Origin of the sequence: Curtobacterium sp. 9128 (genome assembly GCF_900086645.1) — a bacterium.
Classification (GTDB): Bacteria; Actinomycetota; Actinomycetes; order Actinomycetales; family Microbacteriaceae; genus Curtobacterium.
In genome coordinates, this window is record NZ_LT576451.1 from 319,207 (window position 1) to 333,526 (window position 14,320).

Genomic DNA, 14,320 nt, shown 5'->3' on the forward strand with positions numbered 1-14,320 from the left:
CGAGCTGTTCCCCCGGGAACGGCTCGCCGCTCCAGCAGGGGGAACGAAATGGTGCAGTACCGGGTCCGACCGGAGAGCCTCGGCGAAGTCGCCCAGATGCTCCGCTCCGTGGTCGCGACGTTCGACGGCCACATCTCCGAGACGGACGCCGCAGTGCGGAACGTGGTCGACACTGCCTGGAAGGGCGAGGACGCGACCGCCTTCCAGAGCACCTGGGGCGAGTTCCAGGCGAGTTCGGCGGTGCTCCGGGGTGTCCTGGAGAGCCTCGCCGTCCGCCTCATGAGCGCGGAGACGGCGTACCACGGCAACGAGACCTCGCTCGGTGGTGCCTTCGCCGACACCCGGAGCCAGCTCACCCCGCAGACGGCCCGCGACAAGGCCGGCCTGTCCGACCGGGTCACGGCCGACGAACAGCGTGCCGAAGCGGTCTGGACCGACCTCGAGGAGGACCGCACGTGAGCGACCAGCAGGCGGACATGGAGAGCCTCCGCCACCTCGTCGACAGCATGCAGCGCCTGCACGACTACTGCGCGCTGCTCCAGCAGGGTGCGACCACCTTCGCGTACATCCTGCCGAACGAGTGGCAGGGCCCGGCGATGAGCGCGTTCATCGCCAGCTTCGAGCAGTGGAACGCCGGCGCCGGGGCGCTGACGTCGTCAGCTGGTGACCTGCAAGAGCGCGCCCACGCGATCGAGGCCACGTACCAGGCCACCATCGACGCACTCGACCAGTCGTGGTCCAAGTTCCAGGGGGAGATCAGCGGATGACGATGGTCCGGCTCAACGCCTTCGGCCTCGCGGCCGACGGCGACGACGTCTCTGGCGTCGCACACGACATCTCGACCGCGTGGAGCACGCTCCACTCGGCGCTCCACGGCACCGCAGGCATGGCCGGCGACGATGAGAGCGCCGAAGAGTTCGCCCACGTCTACGACAGCCAGGCGAAGAGCGCTGCGACGTCTGCGAAGAACCTCGTCGGGATGCTCGCCGCGTTCGAGACACTCCTCGCCGGCACCGGCTCGGCGTACAAGGACGCCGAGATCGCGAGTGCAGGGCAGCAGGGCGGTTCCGGGATCGCCATCCCATCGAGCGACTTCGCGGTCGCCACCGATCTTCCGTCTTCGCTCGGGGCCGGCTGGCCGGGCGGGTGGGGCAAGGTCGAAGACGTCCTGCAGGACGCGCTCCGGGCGATCGGCGTGCAGCTCCCCCAGGGCGACCCCGACAAGCTCTCCTCCGCCGCGGAGTCGTGGAACTCGTACGAATCGTCCCTGCGGACCGCCTCGAACCGCCTCAGCGGGGGGCTCGCGCAAGTCAACGCCGCAGACATCCCGCAGAAGGCCACGATCCTCGCCGCGAAACAGACGATGTCCGGGCACATCGGCACCGCCGCCGACGCCGCGACGGGCGCCGCCGCATCGCTGAAGCAGATCAAGGCGAACTACGACCAGGCCGCCGAGGAGATCCGCTCGATGATCGAGCAGCTCCTCGCCGAACTCGCCGTCGACGTCGGCATCAGCATCGCGCTGTCCTTCGTGACGTTCGGCCTCGGTGCGCTCGCCGGCGCCGCGAACGGCGCCCGACTCGTCATCACCTGGGCAAACCGCATCGCCGGCGTCATCCGGAAGCTCGCACTGCTCAACAAGATCCACGCGGAGCAGTTCCTCAAGGCCGCGAACATGCTGCGCAAGCTCGAGCACGGCTCCTTCGTGACGCGGTTCACCTACGAGACCGTCAAGGGCACGATCAGCGGCACCGCTGCCCCCATCATCGTCAACGCCCTGCACGGCAAGGGCACGTCGATGAACGACATCATCGCGACTGCAGCCGGCTCCGTCGTCGGTGGCGCGTTCGGTGGGTTCGGCGGCGCCGCGCTGAGTCGCGTCGGTCGGGGTGCTGCGAACGAAGCGGCCGGAACCGTCGCGCCGACGTTCTGGAAGGCCACCGCGGTCGAAGGTGCCAAGAGCGCCGCGACCGGTGCGGTCGGCGGAGCTGCCGGCGGCGTCACCCAGGACGGCCTCGCTGCGGTCATGGACCCGGAGAACCACCACTTCAACGTCCTGCAGTCGCTCGCCGGTGGCACGGTGCTCGGGACCGTCGGCGGTGCCACGATCGGTGCCGGAAGCCACGCCGTCTCCACCGGGTGGCACCACGTCACCGGTGGCGGACACTCTTCGGGCGACGGCGGGACGGTCGACGTCGACGTGACGCCCGTCGACGCGTCGACGAACGTGGACACGAGTTCCTCGTCGAGCGCGCCCGCGGCTCCCGCAGCCGACACGGGGTCGCACGCTCCGAGCATCGAGCAGAGTGCACCCGTCGCCGGTGGGAACGCCGCCGCAGCGCCCAGTCATGCCGGTGGCGGCGATCGCCCGCACATCGACGGGTCGCAGACGCCAGTCGTGAACGAGTCCGCGCAGGCGAGCACCTCGGCGCACGGCGCGGGTGAGCGGCCGCACATCGACGGGTCGCAGACGCCCGTGGTCAACGAGGCAGCGCACGCCGGGTCGACGGCGGACGGCGCCGGGAACCACGTGGCGGTCGACCACGTGGACGCGCCAGCGCACGTCGAGACGCCCGCGCATGACGGCGCGTCGGCGCACGCCGATGGCCCGACCGCTCCGCATGAGGCAGCGCCGTCTCACGGAGGACCGAGCGACGGTACCCCCGCTCACGACACCACCGGGACGCACGAGACGACCGCGGGGCACAGCGCGGCGTCCGGCCACGAGCCGAGCGGCACCCACGACGGCACGACTGCTCCCGCGACGCCGAACGCGGCTGAACACAGCAGCGCTGCTGATCACAGCACCGCGGCCGACGACGCTCCCACGTCCGGAGCGGACAGTAGCCCCACGACGCAGGTCGACGCGACGCAAACGCATGCTTCGGCTGAGTCGCCCACAGTGGTGGAAGGCGGAGAGCAGACAACCCACACGGCAGGCGAGACGTCGAACTCGGCTCCGCAAGAGAACCTCAGCGCCGGGACCATCCGATCGGACGTCGCGGATTCGGGCGCGCCCTCACACGCGGACATCACATCGGCAGAGTCGCGTATCGCGCACGACCCATCAAGCTCGGCGCCTCATGACGCTGCCCCATCGCAGACCACCCGCGACGCTGCTTCTGACGAGAACGCGGTCTCAGCTCCTACCGAAGGGCATGACGGCGGCCGCGCGGTCGGGACAGACGATCACTCGCCCCTCGGCGCCGGCTCGAACCACCTGGCGAGCGCAGGGGGCGCTGCGGCCGCAGGCGCGGTCGCGACGCACCCGTCGGTCTCACGCGGAGCCGCGCCTGCCACGGCCGGCCAAGGCGGGCACGGACAGGATGCCGCTCCCGCCACATCGGCAACAGAGTCCGAGACGGCCGCTGGCGAACGAGGAACGGCCACCACGGACTCTGACGGCCCCACCAACGGAGAGGACCTCCGTACGCGGCACCTCACGACGTACACCCGTTCGGAGTTGGATCGCGTCGCATCGCTCAACGATGCGGACCGGACCATCCTGCCCGGCGAGGAACTCCGGAAGGTCCTCGATCCGAAGGACGTCAAAGCAGCGATCGGTGAACGTTTCGATCTCGAAGCCCGCGACTCGTACGGCCCTGTCACAGAATCGCAGTACGGCGCTCCCGCGAACGCGCGTGGGTTCCACGCGCGCGCGTCGGCCTCGACCACGACCCGTGCGGACGAGTTCCGCGCGAGCCTGGGCCTGAACTACTCGGGCACGCCGTACTCCGGCCAACCAGACCAGCCCATCTTCTTCCTCGACCACCGGGTGAGCGGCGCAACGGCCGCTCGGTTCATCTCGGAAGACGAGCCCCTCCAGATGGTGCGAGAAGTCGCGGCCGCACGACCGGATTGGGACGACCTCTCCACTGCGCAACGGCGCGAGGTCATCGAGCAGGGGTACCGGGACACCGAGCTGTACTCAGGACTCGACCCGGACGCGGCATCGGACTTCCGAGGTCACCTCGATGCGCGCGTCGCGGATGCGCTGAAACCCTTCCCGATCGGCGGCGCTGAAGCGGACGCGTCGACGAATCCGTATCGCGGGAACGGTTGGGCCGGCATCGACGGGTACGCCACGCGTGAATTCAGCGCACGCAACGAGGGCGGAGTTCCGTGGGGGACGTTGCCCGAGATCACGGACGGTGCGACGATCTCCGTCCGTCGCAACGGGGAGCCGGATCATGTGCTCGCAGTCTTCCACCGCATCTCGCCCACCGAGGGCGAGTGGCTCCCGCTTTGGTGACTCCCGTCTCACGGCCGATCACGCTGCGAGTCGTCGGTCGTGAGGGAGCTGCGCAGCAGATCGACGCATTTGCGGACGTCTACGCGTGGTGGCACGGACTGTCGGTCCGGCTGGCCCACGACGTCGCCGACCGGCTGATCGGCGAGGGACAGAGTGGCCAGGCAGAGGTCGAACGTGCAGGCGCCCAGCTGCTCGATCGAAGCGGTGACTTCCTGGTCGAGCTCGACGACCGCGAAAGAGAGCTCGTCGGGCTGCGAACCCGGATCGTTGTCCAGCACCCGGTCGACTCACGGCCGGTTCTGGATCGCAGCGCGCTCCCGGTTCTGGACCTGCCGACGGTGTTCTCCAGGACGACGCTCCTCGGGAGCTTCCGCGGAGCGGACGCGGAGCTGGTGGCAGAAGACGACGACGCAGTCTTGCTGCACGTGTCGTCCGGACCGATGCCTGCCAGTGGACTGCTGTTCGGCCGCTCCGGCGCATGGCGCGGGTGGGTGAAGCGAGAGGACTTCCTCACGACGAATGCGAAGACGGTCGTTTGGGGTGGCGCATCCGCGCCCGGGGTGCGCGTCGGCACATGGGTCGAGGTCGACGGACGTCTGTACCCGCTCCGGTTCCCGGACCGGGACGGCCCCCTCGCAGCGCTCGACTCGAGCTTCCCGGAGTTCCCACGAGTCTCCGTAGCGAGCCCTCGGGTCGGAGCGTCTGCGGCCGTGCCGTGGTCGGCCGTCATCGCGGCACCGGTCTTCGGCGCAACAGCTGAAGTGTCGGGAGTCCCCGTCCAGCTCGACGCCTCAGTGTGGCCGTGGCGCGCGGACTCCATCCGTGTCAAGTCATCCGAGCCGTTCCCCGAACGTGCTCCGGACGGGTACGCGTGGCGTCTGCCGGGCTCGGATCCGACCGTCGCACACGTTCGGTACGTCGACCTCGATCAGTTGTCCTCGCCTGACGAGCACGCCACGTTCCGTCACATGTCGTACACGAACGGTTCTTCCCACTGGCGATCCGTCTCCTAGGGTGGTCACAAACCCAAGATCGATTCCGAGGTCACACGAATGAGCGAGCGCGCGGTCGTCCAGAAGGCACTCACGCCTGCGATGTCGGACGCCATCTTCCGATCGAGCTACGAGCGGATCGCCGGGTACGTCGTCCCCGCCGACGATGTCAACGGTGTCGCTGGGATCCCTGACCTCCTCAGCCTCCATGGGCTGCGCTTCCCCGGTTCACCGTTCCACGACGAACTCTCCCAGGTCGACGTCCTCCGATTCCCCTCGGGATCCAACCTCAACGCCCAGCGAGCCCTCGGCGGCACGAGCGCGGAGGAAGCACAGCGAAACGGCGGCACGTTCGTCGAGCACCCCCCGTTCAACGGTACGGGTTTCGCTGCCCTGGACCGCCCTGCGGTTCCGGTCTACTGGGTACCGACACACCGTCCGCCGGTCGGAACCGAGTTGTGGCGGTACGAGGTCAGCGGCTCGTCGAGGTTCCTCGCTCGTTACGGAGGCGTCGCGGTCGGATGGACATTCCGGCAGGACCTCGAGGCTCGCCGGCCAGCCCACGGGCGAGACCTCAGCCGCTTCACCGGTGGTCTTGCGCGGATAGCCGGGGAGGTGTTCCTCGCCGATCTCGTCGAGGACGGTGTCGATGTCGTTGCCAGTGGGTCCGACGTGGCGCCGTTCCTTTCGCCGTCGGACAACGGACTGCACGTCGCACATCTGGCGCTCGATGCAATTGAGGAGTACTTCGAACTCGATGTCCGGGCGAACTTCAACGGCATCGACTTCCGCGTCACCGGGCAACGTCACGACACCCGATCCGGCGCAGTGCTCGAAGCCACGAGCCTCACGCACAACGTCCAGATCTTAGAGGCGCTCGGGTTGACGAAGATCGACGCTGGCGTCTACGAGGCCGACCTGCCGCACGAACTCCTCGACACCGCGCACACCGAGCAGGTCCAACTCCCTGGCTGGCCCGGAACGACCCGGCAGCCGAGCTGAGCGGGTGCTGCACCACACGGTCGACGGCGCTCCGACGATCCGGCGCGTCTACTCGGCGTCGCCGGATCGTCTCCTCGAATCCGAGATCCGATCGTTCGATGGCTCGACAGCGCCACCGGAACTCGTGCAGCGCGACGTCACCGCATGGTGGAAGGGGATCCCGGTCTCGGTCGCGTTCAACGAGAACACGATCACGCTCCGCGGCTGGGCAGACACCGTGTGGCTCGAGGCCAACAGCGTCCTGCCGCTCGACGACCGGGCCGGGTGGTTCGCGATCCGCGTCCCCGACCTCTCGGCAGTCTCCGGGCTGCGCACGGTGGTTTCCACATCCTCATGGGCGGACGAGTCAGGCGAGTACGGACCGTACGCGGTGACAGGCGAGCGCCTCGCCGACTTCGATCCGCACCCGGCCGAAGACCTCCGCGAGGTCGCCTGGACGCGTTCCGACGGCGGCGAGCACGTTGGAACGGTGGAGTGGAGGCGCGCGCTCGGGTACTTCCAGAACGAGCCCGTTGACGTCCTCGCGTCGAACGGCGGGCAGCTCTGGGTGACCGTCCCGGACACGAACCCGCTCGCAGCGCGCGGGGAACGCATCACCGACGCGCCGTTCACCGACCTGTACCGCGGCCGCTCAGCGCTCTGGCTGCCGCGCGACGACGTCGGGCCGGTCGCGCCGTACACGATGACCATAGAGCAGCAGGGACCGCTGCAGCGCACCCGCGGGTCCTACGCACGGGTCAACGGGCTGTGGCGTCCGATCGACTCGACGAACGCCGCCGTCGCCGGGGACCGCCTGCCCCGGTTCGTCCAGACCCTGTCGCCACTGCCCGAGCACCCCGACGACGCATTCGTGTTCGCGTTCCGAGCACCGACCGCGGCTGATGACGTCACGTCGGAACGAACGGCACCGGGTACGGTCCGCGTCGACGGTGCCGAGGTCGAGCTCGCGGAGCCGTACTCGGCGTGGAACGGCTCCGACCGTCTTCGCGTGTACACGCAGGATGCACTCGAAGCAGTCGCCTCTGATGGCTTCGATCGCGAGACTTCGCACCTCAACCGCCGTCCGATCGCGACCGTCCGGAGCTTCGAGATCGACTACTGACCCGCTCTGTTCGGAATGGTGCAGCAACAACGCGTCAGTGCCAGAACACTGCGTCCCTGACGCGCCCGATCGGAATGTCGTGCCCGACCACCGCCGCTACCCGGATCGCCGCGGTCACGGCGGCGGCTCGGCCGGACGCATCCGCGTTCCAGACGTCCGGGTAGCCCGCTTCTCCGGGCAGGTGCGGCGCTGGCGGTTCGAGGTCGTAGCCGGCGGCGCGTCCGAGGAACGGAGCGTCACCGTCAGGTGCCTCGGTCCATTCGGTCACGGTCCCGTCCGGGTGCGCCACCGCGATCTTCTCGTACAGCATGAGGGTCTTGTAGCCGTTCGGGATGCGCTCCTGGGCTTCCGCGAGCACGAGATCGCGATCCGGATGGCAAAGGCTGACGTAGTCCTTCCCGCGCACCCAGTACTGGCGATCAGCCGAGAGATCCGTAATTGGTCGGCCGCCCACCGGCCACCGAGAGTTCGACAGACGACGCTCGCCGTCCGTGCGTGACCGCTCGAACTCGCCCCACCAGCGCTTGATGTTCCATTGCCCAGCCATTGCGCCAACGGTACTGACCAGACGGACCTTCACCGAGCCTCCAGTCCGACACTCCGCACCATCGCACAACGCACCGAATCCCTGAATTCGGCGTGCCGAATTCTCTGGCATGCTGGTCCCCATGACCGACACCGCCACCCCGCGCCTCGCCTCCACCGGCGAGTCCCCGAGGAAGCGCGCTGCCAGCCTGACGCTCCTCGGTCCCGCGTTCGTCGCCGCCATCGCGTACGTGGACCCCGGCAACGTCGCCGCGAACCTCACGGCAGGGGCGAAGTACGGCTACCTGCTGCTCTGGGTCCTCGTGGCGGCGAACGCGAGCGCCGTGGTGGTCCAGTACCTGTCGGCGAAGCTCGGGGTCGTCACGGGCAAGTCGCTGCCGGAGCTCCTCGGCATGCGCATGAAGCGCACGCCCCGGCTGCTGTTCTGGGCGCAGGCGGAGATCGTGGCTGCGGCGACCGACGTCGCCGAGGTGATCGGCGGCGCGCTCGCCCTGCACCTGCTGTTCGGCCTGCCGCTCGTCGCTGGAGGGGTGATCACCGGTGTGGTGTCGATGGCGATCCTCGTGCTGCAGAACCGGCGGGGCGCCCGCACGTTCGAGGTCGTCGTCACCGCGATGCTCGCGATCCTGACGATCGGGTTCTGCGCGGGGCTGCTGTTCGCGCAGGTCTCCCCCGGCGAGCTCGTGTCAGGGCTGGTGCCGCGGTTCGAGGGTTCCGAGTCGGTGATGCTCGCGGCCTCGATGCTCGGCGCGACCGTGATGCCGCACGCGGTGTACCTGCACTCGGCGCTGGCCAGGGACCGGCACGGGGACACCCCGGCTGGGCCCGAACGGCGACGGGTGCTCGTGATGACGCGGTGGGACGTGGCGCTCGCGCTGGTCGTGGCCGGCGGGGTGAACGTCTGCATGCTCGTCCTGGCGGCGGCGACGCTGCCGGGCGTGCCGGGCACGGACTCGATCCCGGGGGCGCAGGCGGCGATCGCGACGCACGTTGGGCCGGTCGTGGGCGTGCTGTTCGCGGTGGGGCTGCTGGCGTCGGGGCTCGCCTCGACGTCGGTGGGCTGCATGGCCGGCGCGGAGATCATGCACGGACTGCTGCACGTGCGGGTGCCGCTCCTGGTGCGGCGGATCGTGACGCTGGTGCCGGCGATCGTGCTGCTCGCGCTGAACGCCGACGCGACGATGCTGCTCGTGGTGAGCCAGGTCGTGCTGAGCTTCGGGATCGCGTTCGCGATCGTCCCGCTGGTGGCCTACACGTCCAGGCGGAGCGTGATGGGCGCCGACGTCAACGCCGTCGGGACGCGGGTGGTCGCGTGGGTGATCGCGGCGGTGATCGTCGCGCTGAACGTCGCACTGGTGGCTCTGACGCTGGCCGGGTGAGCCGCACCGCGGGGCGGCGGCGCGGCGCACCCGCCCGGACTACTCGACGACCTCGACGCCCTTCCAGAACGCCACGTAGCCGCTGTAGTCCTTGCCGACCCGGTCGAACGACGAGGGGATCGGCGTCGGGTACGACCACGCGGCATCAGGCAGCGTCTGGTCCCCGGCGTGCACGGTGTAGTACTGCGTGTCGCCCTTCCACGGGCAGTGGTACTGCGTGTCGCTCTCGGTGAAGAGCTCGGTGTTGACGCTCGACGGCGGGAAGTACCAGTTGCCCTCGATCTTGATGAGGTCGTCCTCGGATGCCTCTGCGATGACGGTGTCGCCGGCGACTGCCTTCATGGTGCGCTCCTTCGTTGGTGAGCGGTGTGCTCACCCGTCCGGAACGCTACGCGCGCGCCTTGTGTTCCCCCGGGCGGATCGTCACGAGCTCCGGCCCGGCGGCGAGCGCCGCGTGCACCCGCTCCGGCCCGATGCCGCGAGCCGCTTCCGAGGCACTGACGAGGTGCTTCACGGCCCGCCGCAGCCCCGTGTACGCGGCGCACGCGGCAGCAGCCTCCGGCGAGGAGTGGTCGATCCCGACGACGGACAGCGCGTCGATCACGGCGCCGGCGCCGAGCATGTCCTCGACGGCGAAGTCCGGCGCATCGGGCACGTCGACCGACTCGCCTGCGGCTTCGGCGGCGTCGCCACCGGAGGGCGCGTGGTCCAGCCCGGCGGCGATCACCGCGACGACGCACCGGTCACCACGCTCGGCCTGGAGGCTCGTCACCCGTTCCGCGATCGCCGCTGCGTTGCCGAGGTGGCCGGCCACCACCTCGGGCCCCGCCGGCAGCAGGCGGCGCACCGCCCGGTGGTCGGCACGATCCGGTCCGGCGGTGCCCGGACCGGCGGGGAGGACGTCCACCCAGACGATCAGGTGCGCTCCCACGGCGACGCGGTGGGCACCCGAGACGCCCCATCCGAAGCGGACCTGGTACTGCTGCTGGCCTCGTTCACGCACCCCGTCACGATAACGCCTGTGGAGCGCCTGTCCCTTTCCACAGGGCGCCCACTCGGAGCCGTTCACGAGGATGCCCGACGGTACGATCGAGTCCCATGGAGATCGCCCCCGCACCCACCCTGACCGGCGACCGCGTCACGCTCGAACCCATCGCGCACGAGCACGCGGACGACCTCAGGGCGGCGGTCGCCGACGGCGATCTGTGGCGCACGTGGTACTCCTCGATCCCGGCGCCCGCGCAGGTCGACGACGAGATCGACCGTCGTCTCGCGGAACACGCTGCTGGCCGGATGGTGCCGTTCGCGGTGCGTGACCGGCCGACCGGACGCGTGGTCGGATCGACCACGTTCATGAACGTCGACACGGCGAACCGCCGGGTCGAGATCGGATCGACGTTCTTGGCGAAGTCCTCACAGCGCACCGGGATCAACACCGAGTCGAAGCTCCTGATGCTGTCCCACGCGTTCGACGTGTGGCAGTGCATCGCGGTGGAGTTCCGGACGCACTGGCACAACATGCAGTCTCGCGCGGCGATCGCGGGCCTCGGCGCCAAGCAGGACGGTGTGCTCCGGAACCACCAGATCGGCCGGGACGGCACGCTCCGCGACACCGTGGTGTTCTCCATCACGTCGTCGGAGTGGCCGACGGTACGGCTCTCCCTGGCCGAGCGGCTCCGGCGTCACGACCGGGCAGAGGGCTCGCGTCGCCGTTCCGCCCGGCACGCCTGACCTACTCGGTGCTGCTGCGCACCGTGCGGCCGTCGAGCGGCTGCGTGGGGCGGTCGTTGTCGTGGTGGACGGCCGTCAGTGCGTCGATCTGGTCCTGGCCGAGCTCGATCGGCGTCGCGAGGACCACCCAGTGCACGCCTTCGGTGCAGGGCGGCGTCGTGAGCGACCCGTCGTAGGCCCAGTAGGCGCGGTTGGTGGGCAGCATCGCCGCGACGTCGACGACGTGGCTCCTGGCGGACGTCTCCCCATCGGCCGCTCCGGCGATGTAGGGGTCGAACGCGGCGTCGTGCACGCCCGCCTCGGCGAACACCGCGACGACCGCGAGATGCCCCTTTGCATCGGCGTGCACGAAGTGGAACTCGACCGGGTACCGCTTGCCCTCGACGGTGTGCTCGGACGGAGCGTGGAAGTGCATCTGCTGCAGGTGGTGCGCGGTGCCGTCGATGACGGTCGTCTCGCCTGAGCCGGCGGTGAGCTGCACGGTGCGGCCGTTGTCGGCGGTGGTCTCGGTGACCTCGCCCTTCTCCACGTCGAGGTCGAGCGGGGCGTCGTGGCCGAGTGCCGGGAGGTCGATGGGCGACTGCGCCTTCCCGGCGGCGCAGGTGCGGTAGTCGTCGGACACGGAGGCCCAGTGCGCCGGGTCGTCGGTGCCGTCGTAGGCCCAGTGCGCCGGGCTGCTGGTGGCGGAGGGACCGGGCGTGCCGTGCGCCGTCGTCGTGGACGCCGCACTGCACGCGGTCAGCGTGCCGAGGACAGCGAGGGTCAGCCCGGCCGCGGCGAGGCTCCGATGTGTTGAGATCATCGGGCTATTCTGCATGTTGCATATCTGATGGTCGGTCAAGTCGTCGAGCTCCTTCCTGTGCCTCGACTCAGCAGCGCGGATCGCTCGGTACGGGCGTCAGGCGAGCGAGTAGTCGACGGTCCGGTCGCCGAGGGGCTGGACGGGGCGGACGTTCTCGACGTGCGCGGCCTCGAGGTCCGCGAGCTGGTCGGCGCCGAGCTCGATCCGGTCCTCGAGCACGATCCAGCGGACGCCCTCGCTGCACGGCGGCGTTGTGAGGGAACCGTCGTACCGGTAGTGCGACCGCGCCTCGGGCAGCATCGCGTCGAGGTCGACCGTGCTCTCCCGCCCAGCGCCCGCCGTGGCCCCCGCGACGAAGCTGTCGTACGCGGGGTTGTGCGCACCTCGATCGGCCAGGACCCCGACGACCGTGAGCGCCCCGTCCTCGTCCGCGTGGACGAAGTGGAACTCGGCATCGGCTGCCTCACCCTCGACGGTGTGCTCAGAACCGGCGTGGAAGTGCAGCTGCACGAGGTGCAGGTCGTCGCCGCCGATCCGGGTGCGCGCGCCGTCGGCGGCCGTGAACTGCACGGTGTGCCCGTTGTCGGCCGTGATGCCCTCGACCGGGCCGGACGCCTGGAGGTCGAGTGCCGCGCCGCGCTTCGGAGCGGGCAGGTCGATCGGCGACTGCTCCTCGCCGGAGGAGCACGTGCCGTACTCCGATGTCAGAGCACCCCAGTGCGACGGCCCCTCGTCACCGGTGTACGACCAGACCGAGCCGGGGTCCCCGCCGTGGGCATCGGCGGCATCGGGCTCGGAGGACGACGAACACCCGGCGAGCAAGAGCAGCGCCACGGGGACGGCGACGAGGGACGGGGTGGAACGGGGAAACCTGTGCATGCTCACATATTGAAATATCAAGTATCTGTAACGCCTGAGTGGTCACCTCGGTACGGTCACGCGTATGCACGTGGGTCTCCGCCTGGTCCTCGACGCCCCTGTCGACGTCGTCCGTGATGCCCTCATGGCGCCGGAGGTGATGGTCGGTGTCACCAAGCCGTTCCTGGTCTACCGCTCGCTCGATCCCGACGGGTTCCCGTCGCGGTGGACGCCGGGCCGGCCGCACCCGATCGCCGCGAGCGCCTTCGGGCTGCTGCCGAGCGGGACGAGCCACGTGGACATCGACCGGTACGAGGTGGACGGCGTCCCCGTGCAGCGCGACAACGGCGGCGGGACGAGCGGCTTGTTCGCCCGCATGGACATGCGGCACCGGATGGCCGTGACGGAGCTCCCGGACGGGACGACGCTGTTCGTCGACCGGCTCGACTACCGGATGCACCCGTGGGCGCTCGGTCTCGCACTGTGGCCGGGCATGTGGGTGATCTGGCAGTGGCGGGCACTCCGGATGCGGCAGCAGGCCCCGACCTGGCCCCCTGCCTGACGCAACGCTCCGCACGGAATCGAGCCGAGCCTCCCGTCCGCCGCGGAGCGGGCGTAGCCTCGACCACGTGAGCCAGACGCGCCCCCAGGAGCCGACGACCGACGACCGCGTGCACAGCACGCTGGCGACCGTGGACTGGCGGCGCATGACGTTCGACCTGTACCGCCGCGTGCGCGCCACCCCCGACCCTGAGACGGCGCACGCGCTGTGGCGGGAGACCCGCGACGCGATGTTCGCGGAGCACCCGGCCAGCCCGCTGCTCGACGAGGACGCCCGCGACTTCGAGGAGCTCCCGGTCCCGCCGTACGACCCGGAGTGGCGCTTCCGGGCCCGTGTCGAGCCGGCCGAGCCCCAGGTGCTCGACGTCGAGACCGGCACGGACGGCATCGTGCACTTCGACCGGCTCGGCATCGTGACCCTGCCCGGCATCGGGTCGCTCGACGTGTGGTCGCACGGCGGCTACGCGGGCGGGGTGTTCATCCCCGTGAAGGACGCCAGCGCCGGGAAGGCCCGCGGGACCTACGGGGGCGGACGCTACCTGCTCGACACGATCAAGGGCGCTGACCTCGGCGGCGACGACGGCGAACTCGTGCTCGACTTCAACTTCGCGTACAACCCCTCGTGCGCGTACGACCCGGCGTGGGCGTGCCCGCTCGCGCCTCCCGGCAACACCGTCGCGGTGGCGATCCCCGTCGGCGAGCAGTACGACTTCTAGGGTGGGCGCGATGTCTTCGACCGGGCTCGTGGCGATCGACGCCGGAGGGCGGATCCCGCCGTTCGAGCAGGTGCGGTCCCAGATCGCCGCCCAGATCACGGCCGGCTACCTGGTGGACGGGCAGCGGCTGCCGAGTGTCCGGGCGCTCGCCGACGAACTCGGGCTCGCGCCGGGGACGGTCGCGAAGGCCTACACCCTGCTCGAGGAGACCGGGCTCGTGCACACCGCACGGGGCGCGGGCACGCGGGTGATCCGACCGGCGGCCGTGCCGGAGGACGTCGTCGCAGCGGCCCGTGCGCTCGCGGCCGCCGCGCGCGGGGCCGGGTTGTCGGCGGACCAGGCGACGGCGGCGCTCCGCGACGTCTGGCCCGCGTAGGCG

General features: G+C 70.1%; 16 protein-coding genes. 10 read left to right on the forward strand and 6 right to left on the reverse strand.

The features are described 5' to 3' along the window. Window positions 1-48 precede the first annotated feature (48 nt). The 3 genes from QK288_RS01540 to QK288_RS01550 are packed head-to-tail and all read left to right on the forward strand — an operon-like array spanning window position 49 to window position 4,252. Window positions 49-459 carry a WXG100 family type VII secretion target gene (locus tag QK288_RS01540; protein WP_281266058.1) on the forward strand — a complete coding sequence of 137 codons (411 nt, stop codon included), beginning with the start codon at window positions 49-51 and terminating at the stop codon, window positions 457-459. After that, a complete protein-coding gene (locus QK288_RS01545; RefSeq protein WP_281266059.1) occupies window positions 456-767 on the forward strand; it encodes a hypothetical protein in 312 nt (103 codons plus the stop codon). Before QK288_RS01540 ends, QK288_RS01545 begins: the two co-directional genes overlap by 4 nt. Further along, on the forward strand, window positions 764-4,252 hold the full coding sequence (locus QK288_RS01550; protein WP_281266060.1) for a hypothetical protein: 3,489 nt from the start codon (window positions 764-766) through the stop codon (window positions 4,250-4,252). Before QK288_RS01545 ends, QK288_RS01550 begins: the two co-directional genes overlap by 4 nt. Window positions 4,253-4,260: 8 nt before the next feature. Here QK288_RS01550 and QK288_RS01555 read toward each other — a convergent pair whose 3' ends face one another. Further along, window positions 4,261-4,530: a hypothetical protein gene (locus tag QK288_RS01555; protein ID WP_281266061.1), complete on the reverse strand. Its 270-nt coding sequence runs from the start codon at window positions 4,528-4,530 to the stop codon at window positions 4,261-4,263. A 774-nt stretch (window positions 4,531-5,304) separates the two neighbouring features. On the opposite strand from QK288_RS01555, the gene QK288_RS01560 reads away from it, so the two are divergent. Continuing rightward, window positions 5,305-6,246 (forward strand): hypothetical protein, encoded by a 942-nt coding sequence (locus tag QK288_RS01560; RefSeq protein WP_281266062.1) that lies wholly within the window; start codon window positions 5,305-5,307, stop codon window positions 6,244-6,246. Window positions 6,247-6,250: 4 nt separating this feature from the next. Further along, entirely contained in the window at window positions 6,251-7,348 is a 1,098-nt protein-coding gene (locus QK288_RS01565; RefSeq protein WP_281266063.1) for a hypothetical protein, read from the forward strand. 34 nt (window positions 7,349-7,382) lie between these two features. Here QK288_RS01565 and QK288_RS01570 read toward each other — a convergent pair whose 3' ends face one another. Continuing rightward, the gene (locus tag QK288_RS01570; RefSeq protein ID WP_281266064.1) at window positions 7,383-7,928 is read right to left on the reverse strand and encodes a hypothetical protein; all 546 of its coding nucleotides are present in this window, start codon (window positions 7,926-7,928) and stop codon (window positions 7,383-7,385) included. Between the two features lie 88 nt (window positions 7,929-8,016). On the opposite strand from QK288_RS01570, the gene QK288_RS01575 reads away from it, so the two are divergent. Further along, on the forward strand, window positions 8,017-9,273 hold the full coding sequence (locus tag QK288_RS01575) for an Nramp family divalent metal transporter (RefSeq protein ID WP_281266065.1): 1,257 nt from the start codon (window positions 8,017-8,019) through the stop codon (window positions 9,271-9,273). A 39-nt stretch (window positions 9,274-9,312) separates the two neighbouring features. On the opposite strand, the gene QK288_RS01580 is transcribed toward QK288_RS01575, so the two are convergent. Beyond that, entirely contained in the window at window positions 9,313-9,615 is a 303-nt protein-coding gene (locus QK288_RS01580; RefSeq protein WP_281266066.1) for a DUF427 domain-containing protein, read from the reverse strand. 46 nt (window positions 9,616-9,661) lie between these two features. Then, window positions 9,662-10,276: a hypothetical protein gene (locus QK288_RS01585; RefSeq protein WP_281266067.1), complete on the reverse strand. Its 615-nt coding sequence runs from the start codon at window positions 10,274-10,276 to the stop codon at window positions 9,662-9,664. Between the two features lie 95 nt (window positions 10,277-10,371). Here QK288_RS01585 and QK288_RS01590 point away from each other — a divergent pair, with 95 nt between their 5' ends. Next, window positions 10,372-11,004 carry a GNAT family protein gene (locus QK288_RS01590; RefSeq protein WP_281266068.1) on the forward strand — a complete coding sequence of 211 codons (633 nt, stop codon included), beginning with the start codon at window positions 10,372-10,374 and terminating at the stop codon, window positions 11,002-11,004. 1 nt (window position 11,005) lies between these two features. Here QK288_RS01590 and QK288_RS01595 read toward each other — a convergent pair whose 3' ends face one another. Next, complete coding sequence (locus QK288_RS01595) at window positions 11,006-11,806, reverse strand: carbonic anhydrase family protein (protein WP_281266069.1); 801 nt, start codon at window positions 11,804-11,806, stop codon at window positions 11,006-11,008. Between the two features lie 96 nt (window positions 11,807-11,902). Next, the gene (locus tag QK288_RS01600) at window positions 11,903-12,685 is read right to left on the reverse strand and encodes a carbonic anhydrase family protein (protein ID WP_281266070.1); all 783 of its coding nucleotides are present in this window, start codon (window positions 12,683-12,685) and stop codon (window positions 11,903-11,905) included. A gap of 64 nt (window positions 12,686-12,749) precedes the next feature. On the opposite strand from QK288_RS01600, the gene QK288_RS01605 reads away from it, so the two are divergent. The 3 genes from QK288_RS01605 to QK288_RS01615 all read left to right on the forward strand — a co-directional run bounded on the left by QK288_RS01605 (window position 12,750) and on the right by QK288_RS01615 (window position 14,317). Then, window positions 12,750-13,226: a hypothetical protein gene (locus QK288_RS01605; RefSeq protein WP_281266071.1), complete on the forward strand. Its 477-nt coding sequence runs from the start codon at window positions 12,750-12,752 to the stop codon at window positions 13,224-13,226. 145 nt (window positions 13,227-13,371) lie between these two features. After that, on the forward strand, window positions 13,372-13,941 hold the full coding sequence (locus QK288_RS01610; protein ID WP_281267641.1) for a DUF1684 domain-containing protein: 570 nt from the start codon (window positions 13,372-13,374) through the stop codon (window positions 13,939-13,941). 10 nt (window positions 13,942-13,951) lie between these two features. Beyond that, on the forward strand, window positions 13,952-14,317 hold the full coding sequence (locus QK288_RS01615) for a GntR family transcriptional regulator (protein WP_281266072.1): 366 nt from the start codon (window positions 13,952-13,954) through the stop codon (window positions 14,315-14,317). Window positions 14,318-14,320 lie beyond the last annotated feature (3 nt).

What these genes read in the sequence shown, in the direction of transcription:
- QK288_RS01580 (WP_281266066.1), bottom strand. Translation starts at nt 9,615, where the DNA reads ATGAAGGCAGTCGCCGGCGACACCGTCATCGCAGAGGCATCCGAGGAC.
- QK288_RS01560 (WP_281266062.1), top strand. Translation starts at nt 5,305, where the DNA reads ATGAGCGAGCGCGCGGTCGTCCAGAAGGCACTCACGCCTGCGATGTCG.
- QK288_RS01550 (WP_281266060.1), top strand. Translation starts at nt 764, where the DNA reads ATGACGATGGTCCGGCTCAACGCCTTCGGCCTCGCGGCCGACGGCGAC.
- QK288_RS01595 (WP_281266069.1), bottom strand. Translation starts at nt 11,806, where the DNA reads ATGATCTCAACACATCGGAGCCTCGCCGCGGCCGGGCTGACCCTCGCT.
- QK288_RS01615 (WP_281266072.1), top strand. Translation starts at nt 13,952, where the DNA reads ATGTCTTCGACCGGGCTCGTGGCGATCGACGCCGGAGGGCGGATCCCG.
- QK288_RS01600 (WP_281266070.1), bottom strand. Translation starts at nt 12,685, where the DNA reads ATGCACAGGTTTCCCCGTTCCACCCCGTCCCTCGTCGCCGTCCCCGTG.
- QK288_RS01610 (WP_281267641.1), top strand. Translation starts at nt 13,372, where the DNA reads ATGACGTTCGACCTGTACCGCCGCGTGCGCGCCACCCCCGACCCTGAG.
- QK288_RS01590 (WP_281266068.1), top strand. Translation starts at nt 10,372, where the DNA reads ATGGAGATCGCCCCCGCACCCACCCTGACCGGCGACCGCGTCACGCTC.
- QK288_RS01575 (WP_281266065.1), top strand. Translation starts at nt 8,017, where the DNA reads ATGACCGACACCGCCACCCCGCGCCTCGCCTCCACCGGCGAGTCCCCG.
- QK288_RS01540 (WP_281266058.1), top strand. Translation starts at nt 49, where the DNA reads ATGGTGCAGTACCGGGTCCGACCGGAGAGCCTCGGCGAAGTCGCCCAG.
- QK288_RS01605 (WP_281266071.1), top strand. Translation starts at nt 12,750, where the DNA reads ATGCACGTGGGTCTCCGCCTGGTCCTCGACGCCCCTGTCGACGTCGTC.